This is a genomic window from Kurthia sp. YJT4 (assembly GCF_030219945.1).
GTDB lineage: Bacteria > Bacillota > Bacilli > Bacillales_A > Planococcaceae > Kurthia > Kurthia gibsonii.
In genome coordinates this window covers 1,388,175-1,413,885 of sequence record NZ_CP126689.1, presented here as the reverse complement: position 1 = coordinate 1,413,885, position 25,711 = coordinate 1,388,175, and the positions used below count along the sequence as shown (strand labels likewise).

Sequence of the window (25,711 nt, the reverse complement as noted above, 5' to 3'; positions counted from 1 at the left end):
AGCTTCATCAACTAAACTGCCCCTATAGCGAAATGGTGCTCTCCTTTATTCAAGATAAGCACCTGTTACTTCAATAACCCCCCTTCGTTATTTATATTAACTCCAAAAAGTCAGTCGTGACCAATAAAAGATAATAATATAAATCATGGTTGTAAAAATAAAATCATATCCACAGTCCTCTCATGATGGTTATAACATATTTTAATAAGATAACGATTATTTTAGTAATTCTAATCTTCCAACCGAGAGTTCTACTATGCAATTTTTTATTTGTGACAGATTTGTCATGTTGCATTATATTACATCGATGGTTGGTAATCCTATTCAGAGGTATAGTATTGACATTGAAAGGGGACTAAGCAAATGAATACAATTATTCAAACGAAAAACTTATCTAAATCATACGGAAAGACTCAGGTCTTAAAAAATATAGATTTAGCTGTTGAAGAAGGTGAGTTTACCGCAATTATGGGTCCATCTGGATCAGGAAAAACAACATTAATGAATACATTATCCACGATTGACACATTTAATGGCGGGAACATTTGGATTGAAGGGACCTCGCTATTGGAAGTAAAAAAGAAATCATTACGTGAATTTCGTCAAAAGCGGATGGGGTTTATTTTTCAAGACTATAACCTACTAGATACGTTGACAGTAAAGGAAAATATTCTTTTGCCACTCTCATTACAAAAGACACATGTTGAGGAAATGGAGAAACGACTATCCAATATCATTCAACCGCTAAACATTGAATCGATCTTAAATCATTATCCATCTGAAATATCTGGCAGGCAGAAACAGCGTACTGCTTCGGCACGTGCTATTATTACTAACCCAGCGATTGTCTTTGCTGATGAACCTACAGGTGCACTTGACTCTCGCTCTGCAACACAGCTACTGGAACAAATTGAATCACTTAATCAAACATTTAAAACAACGATAATGATGATTACACATGACCCCTATGCTGCAAGTTACTGCCAACGTGTCATTTTTCTACGAGACGGTAAGATTGTAAATGAGCTGTTCAAAGGAGAACAAACCCAAAAGGAATTTTTTGATCGCATCCTCACCTTTCAGAGCACTCTAGGGGGAAATCGCAGATGAAATTATTGGATTTATCGTGGCGCAATGTCAGACGGAATTTTAGAATTTACTCCATCTATCTTATTTCGATGATTATTGGAGTAGTTATTCAATATACTTTTTCATCTTTAATCTTTAATGAGGATGTTTTAGCTGCATTAGAAAATGAAGAAAATTTTCAGGTAGGGCTTATAGCAGCATCCATTGTGGTGTTTTTATTTATTATTTTTTTCATACTCTACGCTAATACATTTTTTATGAACCAACGTAAAAAGGAATTTGATTACGCTGTTCAACTCGATGGGAGTACTAAAAATTTCCCAAATGATATTGCTTTCGAATCTCAGGATGAACATATTCAGCATCAAATTGAAACATTGATTCATGAATCAAACCACCCAGTTATCACTCATGAAACGATTGAAGGGATCTTAGTAAATCCCGTTACAAACAGAGATGTTGCCTTTGAACAATCGGATTATCTCACAGAAGATATCCTTTTATTTTCAGAGACCCAATTTAACGATATAGTTGCCTTACGCGGTGATGACCAGGAAGTTAACCTGCATGGCCAAGAGGCTATTGTTCTTTCAAAAATAGATACACCCAAACAGTTCACACAGGATGATCAATCAGAATTCACAGTAAAAGTAGGAGATGAGTCTACTTTTCACCTTATAGAAAGAAAAGACTATGCACTACTTGGCCCTGCCAGTAATTTGAGTAACACCAATGTTTTTCTTCATCTTGCTATATTCATTATCTCGGATGAAGCGTATGCCACTATACAAAATAGTCAGAATACCCAAATGTATGAACTATACCAAATTGAAAATGCTAAAGATGCGTCAGCTTTATCAGCACAAATACAAGCGATTGTTTCGCAATCACCTGATATCTATTATTCAGCTTTTGCGGACGGCTATGCTATTCAAGCTGAATCTTCAGCATTATTACTGTTTACAGCAGCTTTTCTTGCCGTCATCGCTGTATTTGCTTTAGGAAGCATTATATATTTCAAACAATTACGTGAAGCAACAGACGAACAAAAACAATATGCTATCCTGCGTAAAATTGGTGTTAGTAACACTGAAATGAAAAAAGTCATCCGTAAGAAACTGCTTTTTGTCTTCTTGCCTCCACTTATACTGGGAATGCTGCATAGCTTGTTTATTATGAATTACTCTATATTCGAGGAAGTGAGAGACTTCCCACAGCTCACTTCTATCATGTGGGCAATACTAATTATTTATTTTGTTATCTATTTCTTGTTTTACGTGTCGTCAACCAATCTTTACTATAAGATTGTTAATCAACAAAAGTGATAAAAATAAAGAGGCTGGGACATAAATAGCTCTCAGTCACACAAAAAAGGAGATTGCGCAGGCAATCTCCTTTTTGTGTGATTTTTTTCATCAGTGATGGGAGGGTTTTACCCTCTCATCGCATACTTTCTTAGGTTGGTCGCCATTAAGGCAAGTCCGATTTCATTTCGGACCTTCGATTTTCCGCGAAGTGAAAATCGAGTGAAACCTAAATTTGCCTTCAAAAATCCAAAAACTGGTTCCACATCGATTTTTCGTTTTCGATAAATGGCGCCTGTTTTTGCTTCTGAAAGCGTCGCTTGAATCATTTTCTTCTGTTCTTCCCAATGCGTATTGATGGCCAATCTTCGATTGTTTCCTTCACGTGCTTTTGTACAAGATGAACGAAAAGGACATCCTGAACAGTCTTCACATGTATAGATTTTAAAATGACGTGTAAATCCTGTCTTATCCGTACGTGTTGAATCGTATTGGTACGTTACGAATTGTCCATTCGGGCAAGTATAACAATCGGTTGTTGCGTTATATGCCCAATTGCTTGTTTTAAAAGGATCTTTAAGATATTTTCGTTGCTGTTCTTTGCGATACATACCATATGTAATTAATGCTTTACGTTGGAGTGTTTCTACCACGTATTGATAGTTCGGTTCACTACCATAACCTGCATCGGCGACAATATGTTCAGGTAGTTCAAAATAATGGGCTTGAATATCTTGTAAAAAGGGCACGAGCGTTTTTGTATCTGTCGGATTCGGATACACCTCATAAGCAAGGACATATTGATTTTCTGTTGCGATTTGAACATTGTAACCGGGTTTCAGTTGTCCATTCTTCATATAATCGTCTTTCATACGCATAAATGTCGCGTCGACATCGGTTTTTGAATAACTATTTCGTGTACCCATCTGTTGTAAATGAAGACGATATTGTCTTTTTCGGACAATCCAATCTTTCACTTGTTTCAAATATTGTTTCGGTGTTTTACGTGCAGCGCGTAATTGTTTTCGTTCACTTGAATCAGAGGAAGCTTCCAGCTTTTCTGTATAATCATCAATCACTTCTTCTAATGTCGAAGCGACTTGTTCTAGCTCTTCACTAGACAAAGCATCGTCTTGTTCTTTTTGAATGGCAGGCAAAATACGTTCTTCTACGAGTTGCTCGTATAAGGCATTGGACTTTTCAATCATACTAGCTTGATAGTTTTCAACCGACTTCTTCCATACAAAAGTGAACTTATTGGCATTCGCTTCAATTTTTGTACCATCAATGAAGATTGCTTGTTGGTCAATGCATTTTTCTTCAATTAATCGACAACGGAATTGGATAAAGCATTGTTTTAGAAGTTCTTGCATCTGTGGATGAACGCGAAAACGATTAATCGTACGGTAACTTGGTTCGTAACCTTGTGCTAACCACATCATACGTACACTATCTTTTGTTAAATCTTCCATCCGGCGACCTGAAAAAATAGATTGTGTATAACCACATAAAATAATTTTTAACATCATTTTAGGGTGATAAGAAGGACAACCTGTCGCTTTGTAGAAAGGAGCGAAAGCTTCTTCTGGAATACTTTCAACTAAATGATGGATTGAGAAAGCAATATCTTTTTCAGCTAGTTTCATTTCAAAATCTAATGGTAAAATCACTTGATTCATGTTATAGTTTTTATACATAAAGAGCACTTCCTTTTATTATTTTTGTGGTGAGATACTTAAATTTTAACAGGAAAGGCTCTTTTTTTGTATCCGTTTTTTTTGTTTTAGATGGGCGTGAGGGCGTGACTTCTGCGGGAACAGCACGAGCTGAATATCCATGTTGGCGATTCATCGCCAACATGAGATGAAGCCGTGCCCGCGAAAAGCATCGCCCAAAACGAACATCCGCAGACAGACCAAAAAGAGCTTCGGCATTTTCATGTGCCGAAGCTCTCTTGCTTTTAACTAGGGTTTTGTCCCAGCCTCTTTTCCTTATTCATAAACAAAAAAGGATCATCATCTTTTGGAAAATGGATAATATATTCTGTGTAGGAACTAACTTCAGATGTACAAGTAATATAGTGACCAAGTTTATTGGATAATTGTTGTGCTAAATATAGGCCCATCCCTGTTGATTTAGAGTATGTTCGCCCCGTTTCACCTGTAAATCCTCGGTTAAATATTCTTGGTAGCTCTTGTGGTGTAATTCCGATCCCATTATCTCGGATGATGAGTTGTTTTTCTTGTGGGGTTTCATTGGTACCAATCAAAATTTCTCCACTGTTGTCCGTATACTTCAAGCTATTGGTTAAAAGTTGATTTACTATAAATTTCAACCATTTAGAATCACTTTGTACGCTCATCGATTCAGAGGGCAAGAGGATTCGAACTTTTTTAGAAATAAAAGTTTTGGAATGGTCTCTCACCGTATCTTTCACAATGCCAATCATATCGCAACTCCCTATACTATAATCTTGATTAAAACTATCTAATTTAGCATAATAAAGAGCTTGATCAACATAATTTTCAATTTTCTCGATTTCTTCCCTTAAACTATTCGCATCTATATCCGTTTGTTGGATTAAATGGAGGACAGCAATTGGCGTTTTGATTTCATGAAACCAAGAAACAATAAAATCATAATGTTCTTTTTGTTTCTCTTGAACAGCATTCATTTCTCGTATATGCTCTTTTCTCATCTCATCCATTAATTGTTGCATCTGCTCAGCTTCTAGAGATAATCTGTCAAATGCCTCATGATCAATATTGTGGATTGCTCGTACATTTTGTTGATAGCGAAATACTAAAAATCCAATCAATACAATCGTGCATAAAGCAAAGGCATATAAAAAGGTTCCCCAAGTGAAATTTATATTAACATCAAGGAAAAACACAGTAGCCATGAGCATGAAACCTATTAAATAGACGCATATATAAGACTTTTCATACCGTAAAAACCGAAAAAAAGTCATTCGATAATATACCCCATTCCTTTACGGGTAACTATAAAATCATTCAACCCAAGACTAGCAACCTTTCGACGTAAACGATTCACATTTACTGTCAGTGTGTTATCATCAACAAATTGCTCTTCATTCCACAATGCCTGCATTAAGTCATCTCGTGATACGATTTTCCCAATCTTGCGCATCATTAATTGTAAAATAATAAATTCATTGCGAGATAGCTCTGCGCTCTGTCCCTTATATTCAGCCACCGAATTGCTTATATTTAATTTCAAACCCCGATGGATAAGTTGTACAGATTCTTCATCTCGATAGGAATAATTTCTACGTAAAAGTGCTTTTACTTTGGCAACAAGTATATCTAAATCAAACGGTTTTTGCACAAAGTCATCCCCGCCCATATTAATAGCCATAATAATATCCATGTTTTCGTTTCTAGAAGAAAGAAATATAATAGGGACTTTGGAAACTGAACGAATCTGCTGACACCAATAAAAACCATCCAATGTCGGTAAATTGATATCCAATAATACTAAGTGTGGCTGGACCTGTTCAAACTCCGTTAACACTTGGTCAAAATTTGTAACCTCAATCACATCATACTTCCATTTGTGAAGTACATCGGAAACGATTCTTCTAATTTTTTCATCATCTTCTACCATCATAATTTTATACATGAAATCACCCATCAGTGCTTTAAATTATAGCATGCCACTTTATAACTGTATCCATTTATATTCTTTAGAATTTATGTACCTTTTCAAAAGTATATCATAATTAAAATAGCGTTACATAAAAGTCGTTTTTATTTAAAGTTTACCATATGTAAATTCCATAGTATTCATCAAGGTAAAGAATATGAAACACTAAAAGAACTTGCTTAACAAAATCCCTGCCTTACGACTAACCCCTTTACTACTATGCTCTTATATTCTAATTGGAATCCAAGTATATCTATATAAAACCATTTCGACTTCTCAATGTACTTAACTGAAAACTCTGGAATTAAAGAGTTGAATTTTATTCTCTCACTCACCTTCCTTTTTGTATTAAGCACCCGATAGCACAATAAGTTTTTTTCTATTCATTCATATAATGTAACAGTTTTTCGAAAAAATCATTGCTAACGGTTAACTGATACTGTTTTTCAACAAGATTTCGAAATTCCATAACGAGAAGCAAAGAGTTCTTATAGGCTTCATATAGTTCTAATTCATTTAATCGGGCAGTAGTCTTTTTAAACTTTTCATAGTTTTCAGGACTAATTTCTTTTTCAAGATTCTTTGTCATATTAAACCAATTATCGGCATTTTCTTCCGCAATTCGAATGAGTTGCAGTATATTTTTTTGTAATTGAGATAAAATTTCCAGTGAACGTGCATATTCCCCTCTTTTAAGAACATTAATCCCCATTAACCATAGGTTGGAAAAATTATTCAATAAAAAATTTACGTTTTCTTCTGTAAGTCTATTTGGTCCCGAACCTTCCAACCCTGATAAATACAATTCTAATTGTCCTGTTTCATCATAAATAAACATTGCTTTTGTGTCAGGAATGTAGCCTGATTCTTTGAATGAAGGAATAATATTCATTTCGCTTTCGGAAAGGAAATGAAATTCACCACGTATTAGATTTTCAAAAATTACTACTTCCGTACCGTACTCATTTTGATAGAGTAAATGGTAGGAAGCGACTTCATTTAGCCATTTTGCTGAATCAAAGGTGGAAATTGTATCATCTTTCAGAAAAACATAATATTCTATATCAGAGTATTGATCTCCCTCTCCTTTTGTAAAAGACCCATACATCATACAAGCAGATATTCGTTCATCTGACTGGACAAGTTCCTTAACCCTTGCCATTAGTTCTTTTTGTTTTAACAATTCGATTCCTTCTTTCTTTATTTTGATTCTGGGAGAATAATAAAAAATCCTCCCATATAATGTTGGAAGGATTAGTCATGTCACTCTTTACGATACTCAAATAAAACTAAGTAGCCTTTTTAGCTATTCAGTCTTACATTTATTTAGTATATGAAAAAATGGGCAAACTAATCCTAAGTTTTTAAACTGAAATATACTATTTCAATTGTTAAAAATTAGATTAGTTCTTCATTGTCCACCCATCTCTCCTTTCGATTAATAGTATATTAACACTTCATAGTTCAAAGTACAAGTTGTTGTGAAGAAATACACTTAAACTATCCTGCCCGTTTAGCTTAAGTACATTTTTTCACAAACCCAAGAAAAATCTTTAACTTTATACCTATTATTCCTTTTTTATTCGACTTTTCCTTTCATATAGTCGAACATTTATATGTCCTATTCCTTCTTGGCAAACAAGGTGTTAGAATGTTTTTTCAAGTCAAGAACCTACTTTGAACAATATTATCCATATAAAAAAATAACAACTTGTCCCACGTTCGAGGCTCAACTCCTTTAATCTACTATGTATGCATTCATTATACCATTAAGTCGATTGTCGTCTGTTTATAGAATGTTTTATTTCTTCTTTTTGGGCGTAAAATACACTTCATTTTAAAAGAAACAGGCCTTTTTCCTTTCTATTCTAGTAAATGGATAAAATGGTATACTACATACTTGGAGGTGTTCTCACTTTGAAAAAAACATTTTTATGGATTGGACTCATTCTATTCATCCTCTCAATCGGATTAAATGCGACATTACTGTATGATCAAAAGCGTTTAGGCGACCTTGCAGCCCGCGAAGAAATCCTCACTGCCACAGTCTTTGAATTGCAGCGACTAGGTTACGATGAAAAAGAAATTCAGTCCATTACAACTGAACATGATGATTTTTTACTAAAAGGGAAAGCACCCGAACCATACGACTATATCGTCTATGTTGAAACAACAGATGCACCAAATGAAGTGAAAGTCTTTACATGGGCAGATACAAAGCACTCTAAAGTTATTTTAGAAAAATAAAAAAGGAATGATTCACGATGTTATATACAACCATTCGTTTCCCCAAACTTTTGATTCACTCATTTCTTGTACTTGTTCTAATGAACTTCCTCGCGTTAGTTGGTCATGACTTAGCAACACTGCTATTCCATCATCGGTTTGAAAAGAGTGATTCACTCATTTTAGTCCTCTTTCTTATTTGGCTCATGTTCGCTTTACACAACCCGCGTTATCAAAAGCACACTTCTTCTTGAAGGTGCTTTTTTAGTATATCTTCGTCCCGAGAAATATTTATCATTAAACATAAATATACAACTTCCCCTTTTTATTCTATAATTTACTCTAACCTATCCCTTCATTGTTTAGTAAATTCATTTTGCGTGAATAATATCTCTATACATAATATAGGATAAGTTGTTTTGGAAAGGATGTTTGTTTATGGATGTTTATCTGTTTTTAATAGCCATATCCCTTGTGCTATTTTTTTGTAGCTTTGTTCTTCACCACGTAAATCCAACTAGTCTTTTTACAGGTTTAGCTATTTTACTATTCATTTTATCAGTTGGACTAATTTTCTTCGCTACTCTATTAAACCATTTTGAACGTTTTACTTTTTGGCTGATTGTTCCTATCGCTATTTTCTTTCTTATACTAGCTGTATTTTGGCTTTTTATTTTAGTTATTATGGTATTTGTGAATACACGTTCTGTTTTAAAAAGAGAACGTTTTTCAATCGGCAATCTACTTCCTTTATTTTCACTCATTGGCTTTGTTGTATTAGAACTTATTTTATTCTTGTTACAACATTATTACGGTGATGTTCGAGTTGTAAAAATGATGCTTGTTTTTATTCATTCAACGATTAGTTATATTATTTTGCTTTTTTCTCTTTATACATTTACAGCTGTTTATTATAAATGGATGCCTACTTTTAAAAAAATCGACTATATTCTCATATTAGGTTCAGGTTTAATTAAAGATCAGGTAACGCCTCTACTTGCAGGACGTATTGATGCAGGCATGCAATTTTTTAAAAAGCAAAAAGTAAAACCTACGATTATTGTTTGTGGGGGAAAAGGTGCAGACGAAAACATCTCGGAAGCCGAAGCGATGAAAAAATACATTGTGGAGAATTATGAATCAGATCTACCTATTTATTTAGAAAATCAGTCTACAACGACTGAAGAAAATATTCAATTCGCTGAAAAAGTCGTACAAGAACAAGATCAGCGAGATTTAAAAAAGGCAAATGTTGCTATTGCCACAAGTACGTACCACCTTTTACGTGCTGGAAAATTAGCACAACAACTCGGAATTCGAGCTTTTGGTATTGGCGGTAAAACAAAACTTTACTATATCCCTACTGCTTTTATTCGTGAGTTTATAGGGTATATAGTATTGAAGAAAAGAACGAATATCTTAATTGTGTCGTTTCTTCTATTATTCGCTATTATTAGTAATCTATTTTAAGGGAGGTTTATGAAATGAAAAAAATCACAACATTTACTTTAATTACAGGAATTATTTTTATTGCATTTGGGGTTTTCTTTTTAGTAAAACCTGAAATCGCATTGAAGTCTATGGTCCTAATCGCTGCTGCACTTGCAGTTATCAAAGGGATTTTTGATATTTTCAATTATCTATTCTCACGTAAAAAATCAAATAAACCTGAAACATCTAGTCTAATTTCTGGTTTATTTATTTTAGCTTTAGGTATCTTGCTATTCTTTAATGCCGATTTTGGTATTCTATTTACTGGTTTCTTATTTGCACTTTGGTTTGCAATTGAATCAATTATGACATTAATTACGTTAAAATATTTCCGCGTAAAAAGCAGCCCAGCTTTTTATATCATTTTAGCCTTTACAATTATTGCGCTTGCTTTAAGTGTATTAATGTTTATCCGTCCGTTCTACTCGGCAATGAGCTTTACAATTTTAACAGGAGCTTATTTCTTAATTCAGGGAATTGTCTTAACAATTATTTCGATTAATGTTCGATCTTGGTTCTCATTTAAATAAGTGAGGATGTAAATTGTAAAATATTCAATCTATCTTTTTTAACATTCACAATAAAAATCCGAAATCGTAAGGTTAAACGATTTCGGATTTTTTCTATTTAGATATGCTTTATATATGTTTTTATTCTTATAGACTAGCGAGCTATATTTAAAAATGCATAAAAGTCATCTTTTTCTACAACATTTAGAATACATGGTTGTTGTTCTTTTTCTTCTAAAAATTGGTGTTCTTCTGGATAGTCATGCATAATGTGTTGACGAAGGTACGGGAGTTTTTGCTGTGCTGCTTGTGAACGAAGATTTTGTGTACGTGCCCCTAAAAATACACGTTCTAAACCATATGTATCAAAAGCAATTTTTAAAATCTCACATTTGGCACGTTCATTATAGCCCCTTCCCCAATAAGGTACACCTAACCAACTTCCTAAATGACATGATTTTTTCTGTTGGTCGATGTACATTAACGTTGTAACCCCAATCATTTGATGATTATGAAATACAAGTCGTGAACAGGTCGTACCTTCTTTTTCACCTTGTTGCATCTTTTGGATAAATTCTAAATGATTTTCTAATGTTTGATTTACTAAACCAAGCGCATCTGCTACAAGTGGATCGGATGCAAGTTCATGAATTCTAACAGCGTAATTCACGTGATGTGGCTTTAAATTAATCATAAAAACTCCCTCCTTTAATTAATTTGTCATTATATAGAAATACGGTTCTACTGTCTATATAGAATCAAAAATAATGTTTTAAAAGACAAAAAATACCATTTAATAAAAACAAAATGGTATTTTTGACTTTATTTATTCTTTTTTTAGATACTATTTACTATCTTGAATGATACTTTCGACATCCACTACAATTTCATCTTTTGGTACGTCTGTAAAGCCGCTATATGTTTTAACGACATGCCCTTGTTGATTCACAAGGGCAAAACTTGTACCATGTGTCACTTGATCTTCACCCTCTGTTTTTTTCACAAGTGTTTGAAATGACTTCACTGCTAACTTTTCGATATCTTGCTGTGTATAGCCTGTCAGTAAATCCCACTTCGATTCATCTGCTACTTCATAATTTTTTAAATAATTTGCTAGTTTTTTCGGTGTATCAACTTCTGGATCAACACTAAATCCGACGATACGATAATCTTCAATCCCTTTTTCTTTTAAGGAGTCTTGAATATCTGCCATATTCGCCATCATCGGCTGACAAACTGTTGTACAGCTTGTAAAAATGAATAGTGCCAGCCATGGTTTCCCTTGTAAATCATCTAATGTAACCGTCTTATTTTCATGATTTGTGTACTGGAAATTCTGTATTTCAATATCTTTTTCTGCTTTAAAGTTTGTTGTTTTACCACAAGCTGCAAGCAATATACACAAACAACTAATTCCGATTAATATCTTCCATTTTTGCATCATGTCACTCCCTTATCCCTCACTATCTTACAATTTCATACAACAACTGGCAATCATCTTAGGAGGAATGTTTGATTAATTCAACAAGAGCATCATGAATCGCTTGTAGACGTGCTTCTACTCGGTGTAAGAGATAAAAAGCAACAACTGCTGGAAAACCGATACTCTGTATAAATGTCATCCATTCTTGCATATTTTTCACCTCTTTCTATAAAAAAAGAGCCATGTCCAAAAGACACAGCCCCTTTTTGTTTTATGCGATCACTGGTGTAGTTGTTTGTTCCACAATCTCTGCAGTTGCAATGGAATCAATTTCACCTGCTTTTGGCTTAAATACACCGCTTGCTTTAATCGACTCCATCACTGTGCGGACTTCTGTCTCTGTTACGTCTGCTTTTACGCCATCTACCGCAACAATGAATGTTCCTTTGGGTAGTAAATTAAACGTCATTTTCAATACTTTACTCATTGTGTTTTCCTCCTTTTAATTAGATTGTTTTAGTTGTGACGATTTCTGCTTGGACTACTGCATACGCTGATAATGATGTAATCGCATTTTTTACAGCTTCAATTTCTGTAGTCGTCGCATTTTCATGAATGTTGCCGAATGTACGGGTTTGTTTTAATTGCTTATCCCCGTCCATTCCTACTGCATACTGGATTTTTAAGCTTGCACTTTTGAATGTTGCGGCCATGTGAATCACCTCCTTTCAACCACTACATAGAACTCGGTTTCATAAAGGAGACAATATTTGGTATAATATTTTAAAAAGGAGGTGTATCACTTGGTTTTCCACGCAAAAAGAGACCGATTTTTTATCGGTTTTATTAGTATTACATCCCTTATTTTATTGCTTTCATTCCTTTTACCAATTCTCTTTGATCCTACATTACAACTTCAGGATTTAATGATTTTAGCTATTGTTTTATTTAGTGTAATCGGTTTATTATGGTGGTCTACTTTTTCAATTCAATATACATTTTTAGAAGATATACTCTACATAAAAGGTGGCCCATTTCGCAGTAAAATTCCTTATCACGCGATTACGTCTGTTTATGCAACTAAAAATATCTGGACGGGCTACCGTATTCTTTCATCGAAAGAAGCGATTGAAATTTTAAACAGTCAAACGATTCTTGGCAGTATTAAAATTTCACCTGAACAGCAAACTATCTTTTTACAAGAACTTGAAAAACGTGCGCCACAAGTACAAATTCAAAACGAACTAAAAATATAGATTGGGACAAAACATGTCACTCCCCTTTTTTAGCGTTCGCAACGAAAAACTGGAACCGCGCCACAGCGTGATTCCAGTTTTTCTTATGCTCATGTTACAGCCTGTTTCCATGTGTATTTACATATTCGGAAAGGAATACAAACCTGTCAAATTTGTAAACGAATATGTCGTCCGTTCATTGCTTCTATCCAAACAATGAATAAGCCTTTACTTAAACAATTACTTGTTGTTCTACTGCTGTTAAACCAAGTGCTTTAGCAGCTTGTGCGTAATAGTCTGCTGTACTACCTAAATAATGTTCATAAAAGCGAGCGCGCTTCACATATAAATGGCAATCTAATTCTTCTGTAAAACCAATACCACCATGAATCTGTACGCTATGCCCAGCTACACGATTGAATGCCTCTGTCGCGAAAATACGTGCTGCTGCTACTGCTTGTACACGATCTTCAGCATTCGTTTCGTATGCCCAGTTTGCATAATGTGCAAGTGAACGAGCTGTTTCTAAATCCATCTTCATATCGACAATACGGTGTTTAATCGCTTGGAATCGTCCAATCGGTTGACCGAATTGTTCGCGAATATTTGCATACTCTGTTACGGTATGAACGATTCTGTCAAGACTTCCTACAATCATTGCTGAAAGTGCGGCATTGAATGATAATAAGCTCTCTTGAATCGCATGCCAATCGCCTATTACTTGTTCTTCTGTGTAAGCAACATTTTGGAAGAAAACATTTGCCACGTGACGCGTTTCATCCATACTTGCTTGTGGTTGAATCGCAACATCCGCTGTTGGAACGATCATTGCGCGAACGCCTGCTTCATCGCGCCCTTCTTGAACGCGTGCAATGACAACTAGATAATCTGCTAATTCTGCATCTGGTACCATTATTTTTGTACCGTTTAATTGACCATGTTGTGCGCTCAGTTGAATACCTGCTGGACGGTACGAGCTTTCAGGCTCTAACCAAGCAATCGATACCTTCACTTCACCTGAAGCAATACGTGGCAAGTATGTTTCTTTTTGATGTTGCGAACCGAATTTTTGTAAGAGCGGCACAACGAATGACTGTGTTTCAAGTAATAGTCCAGGTAATAAGACTGCACCAGCTTCTTCAAAAATGGGTACTAAATCAAGCGCGCCTAGTCCCATTCCATCATACGCTTCTTCGATATTTAATCCTGTACAGCCCAGTTCTACTAAAGAATCATGACTTTGTTGGATGGCGATACAATCACCTGCTGCATAGCGTCTTGCAATTTGTGTACCTTCTAAATCAGCTAATGATTTTTTTGCGTAATTTCGAAACATTTCTTGTTCTTCACTTAATGAAAAGTCCATGTTGTCGCCCTCCTATCGTCCCATATCTTTTGGTAAGCCTAAAATACGTTCAGCAATGGTATTTTTCTGAATTTCACTCGTTCCACCGCCAATTGTTTGACCGAATGAATACAAGTAATTATCTTGCCAATATGAATTGCCCACTACTGCATCTTCTTTCCATAACACGCCTGGATGACCTTGCAGTGATACAGCTTGTGCAAGTAGTTCTTTTGTTAATTCACTCACTTGTAGTTTATCCATTGAGCCTTCTGCACCTGGTTGCCCTGTTTTTAATGATTTTGTTAAATTGCGGTAATAGTTTAAAAGAGAGCCTTTTGTTTTCATATATAAATCGACAAGGTTCTTTTGTACAAGTGGTTGTTCGATGACGAATTCTCCATCTTCTCGTAATGATTTCGCAACTTCTACTAATTCATTGTATTGTTTTTCTACAGTGAAAACTTGTGCGCCAATACCTGTACGTTCGTGCATCAGAAGGGCGATAATCACGCGCCATCCTTCATCTACTTCACCGATAATTTGAGCGTCTGTTGCGACTGCATTGTTTAAATACACTTCATTAAAGTCATGTTGACCGTCCATTTGAATAATCGGCACAGTTTCGACACCTGGTTGATGCATATCAAGTAAGAAACATGTAATCCCTTTATGCTTTTTATCGAATTTATTGGTACGTGCTACAAGGAAACATTGGTCTGCCATATGTCCGAAACTCGTCCATACTTTTTGACCGTTAATAATCCATTTGTCGCCTTCTTTGACAGCCGTTGTTTGAATTGCGGCAACGTCCGATCCTGCATTCGGTTCTGAGTAGCCTTGACACCATACTTCCTCACCTGTTAGCATCTTCTTCATATAGCGCTCACGCTGTTCCTCTGTACCAATATGCATTAATGTCGGTCCAACCATATGAATTCCTACATAGTTGACAAGTGGTGGTGCATCGACGCGTACCATCTCTTGATGGTAGACGATTTCTTCCATTAACGTCGCATTACGACCACCGTACTTTTCAGGCCATGCAATGGCAGCCCAACCACCTTCATATAATTTGCGCTGCCAATCGCGTAAAAATAGTTCATATTCTTTTGTTTCTTTATTAATCGCAAATGTACCGTCAAGCCACCCTTCTGGTAAATTCGCTTCTAACCAACTTCTCAACTCTTGGCGAAAAGCTTCTTCTTGTGGTGTGAATGAAAAATCCATGTAATTCCCTCCTTATACGAGCTGCCATTGTGGAATGGCACGTTCTTCGTTAATGGTTTCCCAAATCATTTGTACTGGCTTACCAATTGCGATATCCGTTGGTTCACAATTTAGTACATTACCGATAATGGTAATGTCTTGTTCTTTTAACTTCACAACGGCAATAACAAGTGGACAATCTTCCATTGTGTAACCCGGTAAGAATGGACGATATGAAATAACATATGAGTAAATTTCACCGAAGATTTCCGTCCCTTGATCTTCCCAAATGACGTTTTGACTACCACAATGGCTACATGCTGGGCCTGGTGGATGTGCATATTGACCACAATCCGTACATTTTTGAAGTACAAGATGATGTGCATCTGCTGCATCCCAGTACGGTGCATTGTCGATTGTTTTAAATGGAATTGGTTTTGTATAGGTTGTTTCTTTGATTTGTTCTGTCATCTAAAGCGCCTCCTTAATTGTGTAAAATCATCGCTCCTGCAATATCTGGTCCTGCCCATCCTGTACAAATACCGACATCATGATTTTTCGCTTGGCGATTCGTTCCTGTATATTCACCGCGAACTTGTCGCACGATTTCAAGGACATTGTTCATGCCATGTGTATAACCTTCTGCTAACATCCCACCTGCAAGATTTGTTGGTAAGGCACCATCAATTTTTAAATTCCCTGCTGCTACAAACTCACCAATTTGTCCTTTCGGTGCAAGTCCATATGCTTCTAATTGACGTAATACAACCCAACTGTAGCAGTCATAAATACTCGCCACTTGAATTTCAGCTGGTGTAATGCCTGCTTTTTCGTATAAATCTTTTGCGACATAATCGGCCGCTACTTCTTCAACGTTTTGCCAGTAATGTGCGTGTGATACACATTGTCTAGCAGCAATCCCCAAAATATAGGCTGGTTTTTGTTGCAGCTGTTTTGCACGTTTTGCTGATGTCACAATGATGGCATTTGCCTCATCTGATTCTAAGCAAAAATCATGTTTATTGAATGGATCACTTAAGTCAGGTGTTGCTAAATATTCTTCCATTGTTAGCGGTTTACCATAGAAGAAAGCTTTTGGATTTTGCTGTGCATATTCATAAGCCGATAAGCAAACATGTCCTAAATGTTCTTTTTGAATTCCGTTTAAATGCATATGACGTTGTGCGAAAAGCCCGAACCATTGCGATGGACTGCCTGCACCGTATGGAATGATGAATGAACCACCATCAATAGCTGTTTGTAATAAATCCGTACTCCAACCGCCACCGCCCATACGTACGCCAGAACGTCCATTCATCGCGCGGTAAATAAGAACGGTATTCGCTTGTCCTGTCTCAATTAGACTGACTGCATCTGCGATGAGTAGCTCTGTACTCGAACCACCGCCTGAAATATCTTTTACATAGCGTGGACGAACACCTAAATACGTTGCTACTTGGTGTGCTGTACATGAGTCGCCTTCTGAGTAACTCATGAAACCATCAATTTCTTGTGGGTCAATTCCTGCATCTTGAATTGCTGCTCTTGCTGCATCCAATGCTAAATGTAACGGCGTTGTACCTGAATTTTTTGAACGTTCACTTTCTCCAACACCGACAATTGCGTACTTACTTCTCATTTCATTCATGTGTATGCACTCCTTCAAATACGAGAATAGCTGTACCATTTCCAACAACTTCTTGCGGTCCTTTTGAAGCATAAACATTCAAGCGGACGCGTTTACCTTCTATTTTTTCAACGATGGCTGAACAAGTTACTTGTTCTTGTGGGAATGTCATCGCACCAAATCGCATACGAAATTCTTCCACGCGCGCCTCTTTACCTGCTAATTGATTCACATACTGACCGAGCTGTCCCATCACGAACATACCATGCGCAATGTTCGTTGGTAATCCGACACTTTTAGCCACTTGTTCATCTGTATGAATTGGATTTAAGTCACCTGATGCTTGTGCATATGCAACTAACTGATCATTGGTAATCGGTTTATTCGTGATTGGTTCGATTGTCTGTTCAACTTGTAATTGTTCTAATACCAACATCTTCTTCTCCTCCTATACATGTTGCTGTGCAGCACGATATACGATATTCGTTCTGCTTGTCACAACTAATCTGTCTGTCGTATCGTACATATAGGTATCAAGTACAATGAATTCCATCGTCCCGTTTTTACCTTGTTTTTCATAAACGTCTGAAACGACTGCATCACATGTTAAAACATCTCCTGGAACGATTGGACGTTCATAGATAAAAGCCTGCTCACCATGTAGCATACGTCGTTGGTCGAGTTGTAAGTCGATGGCGCCACCTGCTGCCCCAATCGCAATCGGGTAGGTTGGCGGAGCAGTAATGCGACCATACGCTGTCGTTTTAGCATATTTTTCATCGAAATAAAGTGGTGACGCATCACCAATTGCACGTGCAAATGCTTGTATATGTTCAAGCGTGACATGGAATGTAAATGACTCTCCCTTTAAACCAATTAAATGTTTATTGGACATCTGTTAACCCTCCTACCACTACATTTTCTTCTACTTTTTTCAGTGCCATCATGGCATCTGCTGCTTTGACGCCTTTTTCATAAACAATCAGTGGGTTAATATCTAATTCTTCAATTTGATCGTGATCCATCATAAGTGAAGATACGCGTAATAGCACATCAATAATCGCTTCTGTATCTACTTTCACCTTACCTCTAGCGCCATGTAATAGTGCTTTTCCTTTGAGTTCTTCTAACATATCCACTGCATCTTTTCGTGATAATGGTGCTACGCGGAATGATACATCTTTGAAGATTTCAACGAAGATACCGCCTAGCCCTACCATGATGACTGGTCCAAATAACGGGTCGCGCTGTGCTCCAATAATCATTTCGACACCTTCGCCGAGCATCTCTTGAACTGAAATACCGTTGATGATGGCTTCTGGACAGTAATTTTTCGCATTTTGCATAATTTCATGGAATGCTTGCTGTACTTCTGCTTCATTTTGTAGATTTAAGCGAATCGCATCTGCTTCCGTCTTATGTGGAATTTGTGCAGAATCCACTTTCATTACTACCGGATAACCCATTTGCTCTGAAACGGCTTTTGCTGCTTCAACATCCATCGCAATGACACGATTCGTTGTTGGAATACCGTATGCTTGAAGAACCGTTGCCGCTTGCGCCTCGCTCAACATCTCTTGACCTGCAATCAGTGCATCAATCTCTTGCTTTAAGAAGATTTCTTGCTCTGCTACTTCATCAAACTGCCCTCGGTATTGTTCTGCATATGTTACTAATTTAGAAAGCGCACGAATCGGATTTAAGCTACCTGAAATAACAGGAATACCATGTTCTACTAATGTTTTTGTAGCTGGTGGATATGTCATCCCTTCAATCTCAAATGTTGTGACACAGACAAATTTATCGGACTTCTCACAAAGCGAGATGAACTCTTGTAAAATCGGCATCTCTTTCGTCCAATTATGTGGAAATTCTGTAAAAATAATATTGTGTACATCTGGGTCCTCTGTTAGCGCTTTCATTGGAGCTAAAAATAATTCTGGATTCGTTACGGAAGCTGCTGCTGTTAAATCAATCGGGTTCGTTGCACTAGCATAACTCGGAATATCTTCTCGAATTTTCGCTTTTGTTTCTTCAGAAAGCGGCACAACATGTAACCCTAAACTTTCACAACGATCCGCTTCGTTAATTCCACGACCACCCGAACTTGTGACGATAACTGTATTACGCCCTTTTGGTAATTTATTCGCTAAAAATAATTTAGAGAATGAAATGATATCATCATAATCATCTGCACGAACGATTGCCGCCTGTCTAAAGAATGCATCATAAATATTATCTGCACCTGCAAGTGAACCTGTATGAGAAGCGGCTGCTTGGCTGCCCGCCTCACTACGTCCTGTTTTCATCAGCACAATCGGCTTTTTACGTTTTAACGCTTCTTTTGCTAAAGCAAGTAGACGTTTTGGATCACGTGCACCTTCCATATAGCCTGTAATAATTTGTGTTTGTTCATCGTGAATCATATATTCAATGAAATCTGCAAATTCAGATTCCATCTCATTTCCTGTACTAACAAAGTAATTAAATAAAATACCGTTCTGTGCTGCTGCCATATACGTTAATACACCGAAGGCACCACTTTGCGATACATAGCCAACACCTTTTTTACCGTCTGTTGGAACCATTAAGATGGCAGGTGAGAATGTGCCAATTAAACCATTCGATGTGTTCACAAGCCCTACACAGTTTGGTCCAACAATTCGAATACCATGCTGTCTTGCAAGCATCGCTAAGCGTTGTTGTTGTGCAATTCCTTCTTCTCCTGTTTCAGAGAATCCAGCTGCGAAAATAATGACTGCTTTTACCCCTTTTTTCGCACAATCGATGATACCTTCTTCGATTTGATTCGCACTCGTACAAAGAATCGCTAAATCGACTTCTCCTTCGACTTCTGATACAGATGGATAACAACGTAAACCTGCAATTTCAGTGGCTGTTCGATGAATTGGATAAATCTCACCTGTGAATTTCCCATCAATTAATGCCTGTACTTGTAAATAACCAATTTTGTACTTACTTTCTGAAGCACCTACAACTGCAATGCCTTTCGGGTTAAACAGTGGAGCCAATGTTTCGTAATGACGATTTTCGAGCATGTTCCATCACCTCTATATGTGTATTAACAGACATTTCTGTTACACCTATTGTAGCGAAGGCTTAAGTTGACGCGATTGTACCGTACACACTAAGTTCATATACTTATATACAAATGGCTTATTATAATTGAGCCTTCAAACCCTTGAACCATCTCGTTTTACATTTTTTATTATTTTTTTGTTGTACAAGCCAACCACGCTTTTCGTACATGTGAATCACGACGTACGTGATGTGTAAACATCGAAAACAAATGAATAGAGGATTAGCTTGAACTAAAAATTTAAGTCTTTTCGAGAATTAAAATAACATAAAGTAGAAATAAAAAGGATTAGCGATTGAACGCTAATCCTTTTACTCTAACCAACTTTGTACTTTTTTTGTTAATGGGCGTAAACCACGTTCCATCTCACCTAGTTCACTAATCGACAACTGGAGTTCTTCTGCCAACTGTAGTAACGAGTAATTACGTTGTTGCCGTACTTCTTTCAATGTTTTTTTCTTTTCTACTTTTTTAGTAGTCTTTCGTTCAATTGTTGCATACTGTTTTAAAATAGCTACTGGTGGTTCAATAATAATACCTGTTTCCAACCATATTTTCGCCCATCCTTTAAATTCTGCAATCGATTCATCCCATTTTTCATATTGCCAAGATTGAATCACACCATCTGCTTCCAATTGATCGAGTGCTTTTTCTAATCGCTCTCGTGTACGCGATGGTAAACGCTCGTTCATCGGAATGCCAATCGAATCTAATAATGTACGAATCGCATTCGGCGCTAAATAATCTGCTTTTCGTGCCTGTGTACGCCAGCGCCAACTCAAATAACGACTGAGTCGCTTTTCATGCAACTGTTGTGTTGGATGGTAATGTAGCGCCTTCATATGTTGTAAAGCTACTTGTCGCCCCGCCCCCGTTAAATAATGCGCAAACGCTTCATCCAATGAAAAATAAATTTCTTTTACAGGTTCATGCGGCGATAATGCAAAATCTTGTCCTAATGCATCTTTGAATAAGAAGGTGCGCCCCTTTAGTGTTGTATATTGGGGTGTCCCCTTTTCAAAACTAAGTAATTTTGTCAATGACATATGAATGCTTTGAATATTACATAATGACTGCATAATTTGGATTTTTTGTTTATGGTCGTAGCCACCTCGTCTACCGTCACCACTTCGTTTCGGTTTTAGTCCTCTATAATGAAGTAAGTCCGTAATCGTCACTTTGATTAACTCATTCGGTTGACGTTTACGCGATAAAAAGACATTACATAGCGCATCAAATACATCAACATCAATATCTGAAATTTTCCCCACCTGCTCCCACGCATATTGCAAAGCATGATCTCGTACGAATGGATTAATTTCAAAACGCCCTTCTGTATTACCCTTCAAAACAATAGCCGTTGGGTAAGGTGAACCAATATGATGTTCAAAATTCTTCTTATAAATCGCTTCTCGTACTAGTTGATAAGGTAGATTGTTCATCACAAACAAATGATTTTCAACTGTAAACTGTGCTGTAAATTCACCCATTTTTGTCTTTTCATCTTGTAGATGATGCAGAATTTTAGGTAATTGATTTGTTTTTTTCAATTCACATAAAATTTCTTCGAGCCACTTTTCTAAGTAGGCATTCGTCGCATCCGTCATCACTTGCATGAACTCTCCTTTTTCAGCGAGTTGTTGCGAAAAGAAGTCGAAAAATAGATAGTTAAGGTCGGTATCATTCATTTGACGTAATTCCTCAATCGAAACATGGTCGAGTAATTTAACGATGACCCAATCTTTCACCTGATTTTTAAAATCATAATAAAAAGTTAACCAACGCTCATCTGATAAAAACGTTGTTTGCTGAATTAATTGTTGTAATTCATGCATCGTTTCATCCAATATAGCTGGATTTTTTAATTTCTTTTCAAGTGTAGGATGTTCTTCGAAATGGTATGCCACAAGCGCCTTTGCAATTTCCATGACCGTCTCTTTTCTAGCCTGCATTCGAATATTATAAAAAAGCGCTTCATTCTGTTCATATGTTTTTGCCCATACGACAAATGATTTTGCATGAAATGTATGATACACCTCTGGCAATTCAATAATTTTCGATTGATTGAATTCTTTTTGTAAAAATTGAACATGTTTCTTCATTGAATATTGTTCATACACACATAAAATATAAAAATCTTCAATACGTTCAGCCACTTCCATTTGTTCCGTTACGCTTACTGCCATACCGCTCCTCCTAACTTATTAACATAGTGATTCATCATTCATTTCTTTTATTTTACATAAAAGAGAATAAAAATACCATAAATAGCTAATGTAATACATAAAATATATTTTTTATGTATTATATGGTTAGTTTTGTCCCTTTCAAACCGATAGATTCCCTTTCGCGCGTGCATTTGTCCCTTTCAAACCGATGGATTCCCTTTCGCGCGTGCATTTGTCCCTTTCAAACCGATGGATTCCCTTTCGCGCGGCATTTTGTCCCTTTCAAATCGATGGATTCCCTTTCGCGCGTGCATTTGTCCCTTTCAAACCGATGGATTCCCTTTCGCGCGGCATTTTGTCCCTTTCAACAGCGACGTTTCCCTTTCGCGCGGCTATTTGTCCCTTTCAAACCGATAGATTCCCTTTCGCGCGACTATTTGTCCCTTTCAAACCGATGGATTCCCTTTCGCGCGGCATTTTGTCCCTTTCAACAGCGACGTTTCCCTTTCGAGCGTGCATTTGTCCCTTTCAACAGCGACGTTTCCCTTTCGCGCGGCTATTTGTCCCTTTCAAACCGATAGATTCCCTTTCGCGCGACTATTTGTCCCTTTCAAACCGATAGATTCCCTTTCGCGCGGCTATTTGTCCCTTTCAAACCGATAGATTCCCTTTCGCGCGGCTATTTGTCCCTTTCAAACCGATAGATTCCCTTTCGCGCGGCTATTTGTCCCTTTCAAACCGATGGATTCCCTTTCGCGCGGCTATTTGTCCCTTTCAACGGCACAGATTCCCTTTAATTAAAAAAACGAGCTACATTTCCTATAAGGAAACATAACTCGCTCGAAAAAACTCGATTATTTTATTGTTCTACTTTTTCAAATGTATGTAGCGGTATTTTCTTTTCTAAACGCTTGTATTGCCATAGCATCGCTAAGCGCCATGGTAGAATCATTGAAAAGGCTAGAATCCAGAACAGACCACCTAATTCACCTAAGTGGAATTCGCCACCTAAATAGATTTTCGCAATTGTACGGAAAGCAAGTAAACCCATTAATACAAAGAAAAATGCTTTTGACGGTTTTAAAAAGATTTGCTCATCTAAAATATGAAAACGAGACGTCTTAATTAATAGAATGGAACAAAGCATACCGACTATAACAGATGTGATAGTATGATCCCATGAAACACGGAAATACGGGAAGATAAACATCAAAGCTCCTGTTGCCATACCAAGCGGCGGAATAATTATTTTTTTGACTGTTGCAGGTTTTTTGGCTGATTTTACTCGAATGAGCATCATCATCGTTCCCATGAATACGACTAAAACTGTTGAACCAATTAGTACATATTGAGAAGGAATCGAATTAAACATATAACCCTCTCCTTATCTTTACACTAAATTACAATCATTTGACGAATAATACGTTTAAATTGTTCATGATCAAATGGCTTCGTCAAAAAATCTTTTGCACCGTTTTCAAGTGCTTTAATGACGACTTTTTGTTGCCCTAGAGCTGTTACGACAATAATTTTAGCACTTGGAAATTCATTTACGATTTCTTTTGTAGCATCCAATCCTGATAATACGGGCATCGTTACGTCCATCGTAACAAGATCTGGCTGTAATGTACGATACAGTTCAATTGCTTGTTGACCATTCTCAGCCTCTCCGACAACTTGTAAACCACATTCAACCGCTAGTGATTTAACAGTTTCACGCATAAAAACGGTATCGTCTACTACTAATAAAGTTGTCAATCTGTCCACCCCTTTTATCGTTTTATAATATACTACTTTTCACTATTTTTAGCTAGTTAAAAACCAATAAAATCGCCAAAAATCGGTGACAATAAGCGATTAAAAATCGTCATCGCATTAAAGAAAATAATGATTCCAAGTACAATCATTATGTACCCGCCAACTTTGACTAATTTTTGACCATTTCGCTGAATCCAACCTAGTCGTGTGACAAAGAATGATAAGAAGAAAAATGGTAGTGCGAAACCAATTACATATGCCAGCATATACCAAATGGCTGCATCTGGATTCGATACGCCAAGCGCAAAGATTCCTGCTAAAATCGGTCCTGTACATGGTGTCCAACCCGCTGCGAACACAAGTCCAATAAGCGCTGAACCAATATAACCTGCTGGTCGACTCTTTAATTCAAACTTTCGTTCCTTCATTAAAAATTGTGGTGTGAAAATGCCTGCTGTGACTAAACCAACAATGACCAGTAAAATACCACCGAATTGACGAATAATTTCGTCATACTCTCTAAATAAAGAGGAAACAAATGTTGTACTAAAGCCTAACGCAATAAAAATCAATGAAAAACCAAATAAAAAGAATAATGTATGTAAAATGGCTTTTTTTTGCATTAAGCCTTTTCCTTTTTTAATATCACCAAACGATACCCCTGTTATGTACGAAAGAAACGCAGGATACAATGGTAATGTGCAAGGTGAAATGAAACTTAAAAACCCTGCTCCAAACGCAATGAGCAAATTCAAATCTGTATTCATATTCCTCTCCCTTCAATTATAAAACAAATTCTAAAAAAATTATTGTATTTTCTTGATACTTTACAATTAAAAACTGCATATACCTCAATAATAAAGAGTTATACACAGTTTGGCTAGGAAATCGCTTTATTCCCATAGGTTCTTTTTATATTTTTCACATGTTCTAGCTTAGTTTCCTCTGTTGTCAGTTGCCATGGATCAAGTTGAGTTTGAAGTGCATGTACTAAAATCTGACTTGGAAGTGCTTGTAAAACATCATATAAAAATACTAATTGCGTTATTTTACAAATATATGTGTCATCTGCTGGCATTGGATCAACATGCACAGCTGCGTCACGTCCAAAGACAATGACAGAATAAATGGGTTTAACCGAACCGATTAATGCAGTTAACGCTCGAATATGCGTCGCATTTTGACGTACAGGACTATAAAAGCGCTGATCGAACGTTTCGCTAAAAGATTTTGTCCAATGGGAATCGTGAATTGTTCCATATATGTCCCCTGTATAATTTTTTGATTCAAATACAAAAATACCTTTTTCATGAACCATTAATACATCAATTTCTGTCCATTTATTTTGTGGAAGTGGAATGTAAAAGTTTTTGTATAAAACAAATTGTCCAGGTAACTGTGAAAGAAAGTCGACGATTTCATTCTCTAGCTCTTCGCCTCTTTGCTCAGCTGTTACAACCTCTGCTTCATCTTCTTGAAAGATGGATTCTAAAGGCTTTTGTCGATGGTACAGTATGATAAGACTACTAAAAATGCAGAGGGTAAGTAAGATGATAAACAT

At 36.6% G+C, this 25,711-nt stretch carries 27 protein-coding genes; 6 read left to right on the top strand and 21 right to left on the bottom strand.

Annotated features, from left to right (window positions below; all coding sequences use genetic code 11):
• Positions 1 to 363 precede the first annotated feature (363 nt).
• Together QN089_RS06885 and QN089_RS06880 are read left to right on the top strand one after the other, a co-directional pair.
• Complete coding sequence (locus tag QN089_RS06885; RefSeq protein WP_025785296.1) at positions 364 to 1,110, top strand: ABC transporter ATP-binding protein; 747 nt, start codon at positions 364 to 366, stop codon at positions 1,108 to 1,110.
• Entirely contained in the window at positions 1,107 to 2,414 is a 1,308-nt protein-coding gene (locus tag QN089_RS06880; protein ID WP_025785295.1) for an ABC transporter permease, read from the top strand. Before QN089_RS06885 ends, QN089_RS06880 begins: the two co-directional genes overlap by 4 nt.
• Before the next feature lie 107 nt (positions 2,415 to 2,521).
• Here the strand turns inward: QN089_RS06880 and QN089_RS06875 are convergent, their stop codons facing one another.
• The 4 genes from QN089_RS06875 to lnu(G) all read right to left on the bottom strand — a co-directional run bounded on the left by QN089_RS06875 (position 2,522) and on the right by lnu(G) (position 7,242).
• Positions 2,522 to 4,090 carry an IS1182 family transposase gene (locus tag QN089_RS06875; protein WP_285216328.1) on the bottom strand — a complete coding sequence of 523 codons (1,569 nt, stop codon included), beginning with the start codon at positions 4,088 to 4,090 and terminating at the stop codon, positions 2,522 to 2,524.
• A gap of 263 nt (positions 4,091 to 4,353) precedes the next feature.
• Positions 4,354 to 5,295, bottom strand: a complete 942-nt coding sequence (locus QN089_RS06870; protein ID WP_285216327.1) for a sensor histidine kinase — start codon at positions 5,293 to 5,295, stop codon at positions 4,354 to 4,356.
• A gap of 65 nt (positions 5,296 to 5,360) precedes the next feature.
• Complete coding sequence (locus QN089_RS06865) at positions 5,361 to 6,035, bottom strand: response regulator transcription factor (RefSeq protein ID WP_101152101.1); 675 nt, start codon at positions 6,033 to 6,035, stop codon at positions 5,361 to 5,363.
• Positions 6,036 to 6,438: 403 nt separating this feature from the next.
• On the bottom strand, positions 6,439 to 7,242 hold the full coding sequence (gene lnu(G), locus QN089_RS06860; RefSeq protein ID WP_025785293.1) for a lincosamide nucleotidyltransferase Lnu(G): 804 nt from the start codon (positions 7,240 to 7,242) through the stop codon (positions 6,439 to 6,441).
• A gap of 734 nt (positions 7,243 to 7,976) precedes the next feature.
• Here lnu(G) and QN089_RS06855 point away from each other — a divergent pair.
• From QN089_RS06855 to QN089_RS06845, 3 genes are all read left to right on the top strand, one after another.
• Positions 7,977 to 8,306, top strand: a complete 330-nt coding sequence (locus QN089_RS06855; RefSeq protein ID WP_068453630.1) for a hypothetical protein — start codon at positions 7,977 to 7,979, stop codon at positions 8,304 to 8,306.
• A 417-nt stretch (positions 8,307 to 8,723) separates the two neighbouring features.
• Entirely contained in the window at positions 8,724 to 9,755 is a 1,032-nt protein-coding gene (locus tag QN089_RS06850; RefSeq protein WP_068453631.1) for a YdcF family protein, read from the top strand.
• 14 nt (positions 9,756 to 9,769) lie between these two features.
• Positions 9,770 to 10,306, top strand: coding sequence for an HdeD family acid-resistance protein (locus QN089_RS06845; protein WP_087680626.1), 537 nt, complete (start codon positions 9,770 to 9,772; stop codon positions 10,304 to 10,306).
• A gap of 133 nt (positions 10,307 to 10,439) precedes the next feature.
• Here QN089_RS06845 and QN089_RS06840 read toward each other — a convergent pair whose 3' ends face one another.
• The 5 genes from QN089_RS06840 to QN089_RS06820 form a co-directional block, all read right to left on the bottom strand.
• Positions 10,440 to 10,979: a GNAT family N-acetyltransferase gene (locus tag QN089_RS06840; RefSeq protein ID WP_285216326.1), complete on the bottom strand. Its 540-nt coding sequence runs from the start codon at positions 10,977 to 10,979 to the stop codon at positions 10,440 to 10,442.
• 150 nt (positions 10,980 to 11,129) lie between these two features.
• The gene (locus tag QN089_RS06835; RefSeq protein WP_335339050.1) at positions 11,130 to 11,726 is read right to left on the bottom strand and encodes an SCO family protein; all 597 of its coding nucleotides are present in this window, start codon (positions 11,724 to 11,726) and stop codon (positions 11,130 to 11,132) included.
• 58 nt (positions 11,727 to 11,784) lie between these two features.
• Positions 11,785 to 11,919, bottom strand: coding sequence for a YvrJ family protein (locus QN089_RS06830; protein WP_087680623.1), 135 nt, complete (start codon positions 11,917 to 11,919; stop codon positions 11,785 to 11,787).
• Positions 11,920 to 11,979: 60 nt separating this feature from the next.
• Positions 11,980 to 12,195 (bottom strand): DUF2922 domain-containing protein, encoded by a 216-nt coding sequence (locus QN089_RS06825; RefSeq protein WP_087680622.1) that lies wholly within the window; start codon positions 12,193 to 12,195, stop codon positions 11,980 to 11,982.
• A 19-nt stretch (positions 12,196 to 12,214) separates the two neighbouring features.
• Positions 12,215 to 12,421 (bottom strand): DUF1659 domain-containing protein, encoded by a 207-nt coding sequence (locus tag QN089_RS06820; protein WP_068453643.1) that lies wholly within the window; start codon positions 12,419 to 12,421, stop codon positions 12,215 to 12,217.
• Positions 12,422 to 12,511: 90 nt separating this feature from the next.
• Here QN089_RS06820 and QN089_RS06815 point away from each other — a divergent pair, with 90 nt between their 5' ends.
• Complete coding sequence (locus QN089_RS06815) at positions 12,512 to 12,964, top strand: PH domain-containing protein (RefSeq protein WP_285216325.1); 453 nt, start codon at positions 12,512 to 12,514, stop codon at positions 12,962 to 12,964.
• Between the two features lie 211 nt (positions 12,965 to 13,175).
• Here QN089_RS06815 and QN089_RS06810 read toward each other — a convergent pair whose 3' ends face one another.
• The 12 genes from QN089_RS06810 to QN089_RS06755 form a co-directional block, all read right to left on the bottom strand.
• Positions 13,176 to 14,309 carry an acyl-CoA dehydrogenase family protein gene (locus QN089_RS06810; protein WP_068453645.1) on the bottom strand — a complete coding sequence of 378 codons (1,134 nt, stop codon included), beginning with the start codon at positions 14,307 to 14,309 and terminating at the stop codon, positions 13,176 to 13,178.
• 12 nt (positions 14,310 to 14,321) lie between these two features.
• Positions 14,322 to 15,518 carry an acyl-CoA dehydrogenase family protein gene (locus tag QN089_RS06805; protein WP_068453647.1) on the bottom strand — a complete coding sequence of 399 codons (1,197 nt, stop codon included), beginning with the start codon at positions 15,516 to 15,518 and terminating at the stop codon, positions 14,322 to 14,324.
• A 12-nt stretch (positions 15,519 to 15,530) separates the two neighbouring features.
• On the bottom strand, positions 15,531 to 15,968 hold the full coding sequence (locus QN089_RS06800; protein ID WP_068453649.1) for a Zn-ribbon domain-containing OB-fold protein: 438 nt from the start codon (positions 15,966 to 15,968) through the stop codon (positions 15,531 to 15,533).
• 13 nt (positions 15,969 to 15,981) lie between these two features.
• On the bottom strand, positions 15,982 to 17,145 hold the full coding sequence (locus QN089_RS06795; protein WP_068453651.1) for a thiolase C-terminal domain-containing protein: 1,164 nt from the start codon (positions 17,143 to 17,145) through the stop codon (positions 15,982 to 15,984).
• Positions 17,138 to 17,560, bottom strand: a complete 423-nt coding sequence (locus tag QN089_RS06790; RefSeq protein ID WP_087680617.1) for a MaoC/PaaZ C-terminal domain-containing protein — start codon at positions 17,558 to 17,560, stop codon at positions 17,138 to 17,140. Before QN089_RS06790 ends, QN089_RS06795 begins: the two co-directional genes overlap by 8 nt.
• A 12-nt stretch (positions 17,561 to 17,572) precedes the next feature.
• A complete protein-coding gene (locus QN089_RS06785) occupies positions 17,573 to 18,019 on the bottom strand; it encodes a MaoC family dehydratase N-terminal domain-containing protein (protein ID WP_285216324.1) in 447 nt (148 codons plus the stop codon).
• Positions 18,009 to 20,183 (bottom strand): acetate--CoA ligase family protein, encoded by a 2,175-nt coding sequence (locus QN089_RS06780; RefSeq protein WP_121177434.1) that lies wholly within the window; start codon positions 20,181 to 20,183, stop codon positions 18,009 to 18,011. The genes QN089_RS06785 and QN089_RS06780 overlap by 11 nt, the downstream gene beginning before the upstream one ends.
• 352 nt (positions 20,184 to 20,535) lie before the next feature.
• Positions 20,536 to 22,410 (bottom strand): helix-turn-helix domain-containing protein, encoded by a 1,875-nt coding sequence (locus tag QN089_RS06775; protein WP_285216323.1) that lies wholly within the window; start codon positions 22,408 to 22,410, stop codon positions 20,536 to 20,538.
• A gap of 841 nt (positions 22,411 to 23,251) precedes the next feature.
• Positions 23,252 to 23,764 (bottom strand): CcdC family protein, encoded by a 513-nt coding sequence (locus QN089_RS06770; RefSeq protein WP_068453664.1) that lies wholly within the window; start codon positions 23,762 to 23,764, stop codon positions 23,252 to 23,254.
• Positions 23,765 to 23,787: 23 nt separating this feature from the next.
• On the bottom strand, positions 23,788 to 24,150 hold the full coding sequence (locus QN089_RS06765; RefSeq protein WP_087680471.1) for a response regulator: 363 nt from the start codon (positions 24,148 to 24,150) through the stop codon (positions 23,788 to 23,790).
• A gap of 56 nt (positions 24,151 to 24,206) precedes the next feature.
• Complete coding sequence (locus QN089_RS06760; RefSeq protein ID WP_068453666.1) at positions 24,207 to 24,917, bottom strand: cytochrome c biogenesis CcdA family protein; 711 nt, start codon at positions 24,915 to 24,917, stop codon at positions 24,207 to 24,209.
• Positions 24,918 to 25,030: 113 nt separating this feature from the next.
• Positions 25,031 to 25,711 carry a nuclease-related domain-containing protein gene (locus QN089_RS06755; protein ID WP_285216322.1) on the bottom strand — a complete coding sequence of 227 codons (681 nt, stop codon included), beginning with the start codon at positions 25,709 to 25,711 and terminating at the stop codon, positions 25,031 to 25,033.

Bases quoted from the DNA above. Each gene is read 5' to 3' on its own strand.
- QN089_RS06885 (WP_025785296.1), top strand. From the start codon at position 364: ATGAATACAATTATTCAAACGAAAAACTTATCTAAATCATACGGAAAG.
- QN089_RS06880 (WP_025785295.1), top strand. From the start codon at position 1,107: ATGAAATTATTGGATTTATCGTGGCGCAATGTCAGACGGAATTTTAGA.
- QN089_RS06875 (WP_285216328.1), bottom strand. From the start codon at position 4,090: ATGTATAAAAACTATAACATGAATCAAGTGATTTTACCATTAGATTTT.
- QN089_RS06870 (WP_285216327.1), bottom strand. From the start codon at position 5,295: ATGGCTACTGTGTTTTTCCTTGATGTTAATATAAATTTCACTTGGGGA.
- QN089_RS06865 (WP_101152101.1), bottom strand. From the start codon at position 6,035: ATGTATAAAATTATGATGGTAGAAGATGATGAAAAAATTAGAAGAATC.
- QN089_RS06850 (WP_068453631.1), top strand. From the start codon at position 8,724: ATGGATGTTTATCTGTTTTTAATAGCCATATCCCTTGTGCTATTTTTT.
- QN089_RS06845 (WP_087680626.1), top strand. From the start codon at position 9,770: ATGAAAAAAATCACAACATTTACTTTAATTACAGGAATTATTTTTATT.
- QN089_RS06840 (WP_285216326.1), bottom strand. From the start codon at position 10,979: ATGATTAATTTAAAGCCACATCACGTGAATTACGCTGTTAGAATTCAT.
- QN089_RS06835 (WP_335339050.1), bottom strand. From the start codon at position 11,726: ATGCAAAAATGGAAGATATTAATCGGAATTAGTTGTTTGTGTATATTG.
- QN089_RS06830 (WP_087680623.1), bottom strand. From the start codon at position 11,919: ATGCAAGAATGGATGACATTTATACAGAGTATCGGTTTTCCAGCAGTT.
- QN089_RS06825 (WP_087680622.1), bottom strand. From the start codon at position 12,195: ATGAGTAAAGTATTGAAAATGACGTTTAATTTACTACCCAAAGGAACA.
- QN089_RS06820 (WP_068453643.1), bottom strand. From the start codon at position 12,421: ATGGCCGCAACATTCAAAAGTGCAAGCTTAAAAATCCAGTATGCAGTA.
- QN089_RS06810 (WP_068453645.1), bottom strand. From the start codon at position 14,309: ATGGACTTTTCATTAAGTGAAGAACAAGAAATGTTTCGAAATTACGCA.
- QN089_RS06805 (WP_068453647.1), bottom strand. From the start codon at position 15,518: ATGGATTTTTCATTCACACCACAAGAAGAAGCTTTTCGCCAAGAGTTG.
- QN089_RS06800 (WP_068453649.1), bottom strand. From the start codon at position 15,968: ATGACAGAACAAATCAAAGAAACAACCTATACAAAACCAATTCCATTT.
- QN089_RS06795 (WP_068453651.1), bottom strand. From the start codon at position 17,145: ATGAATGAAATGAGAAGTAAGTACGCAATTGTCGGTGTTGGAGAAAGT.
- QN089_RS06790 (WP_087680617.1), bottom strand. From the start codon at position 17,560: ATGTTGGTATTAGAACAATTACAAGTTGAACAGACAATCGAACCAATC.
- QN089_RS06785 (WP_285216324.1), bottom strand. From the start codon at position 18,019: ATGTCCAATAAACATTTAATTGGTTTAAAGGGAGAGTCATTTACATTC.
- QN089_RS06780 (WP_121177434.1), bottom strand. From the start codon at position 20,183: ATGCTCGAAAATCGTCATTACGAAACATTGGCTCCACTGTTTAACCCG.
- QN089_RS06775 (WP_285216323.1), bottom strand. From the start codon at position 22,410: ATGGCAGTAAGCGTAACGGAACAAATGGAAGTGGCTGAACGTATTGAA.
- QN089_RS06770 (WP_068453664.1), bottom strand. From the start codon at position 23,764: ATGTTTAATTCGATTCCTTCTCAATATGTACTAATTGGTTCAACAGTT.
- QN089_RS06760 (WP_068453666.1), bottom strand. From the start codon at position 24,917: ATGAATACAGATTTGAATTTGCTCATTGCGTTTGGAGCAGGGTTTTTA.
- QN089_RS06755 (WP_285216322.1), bottom strand. From the start codon at position 25,711: ATGTTTATCATCTTACTTACCCTCTGCATTTTTAGTAGTCTTATCATA.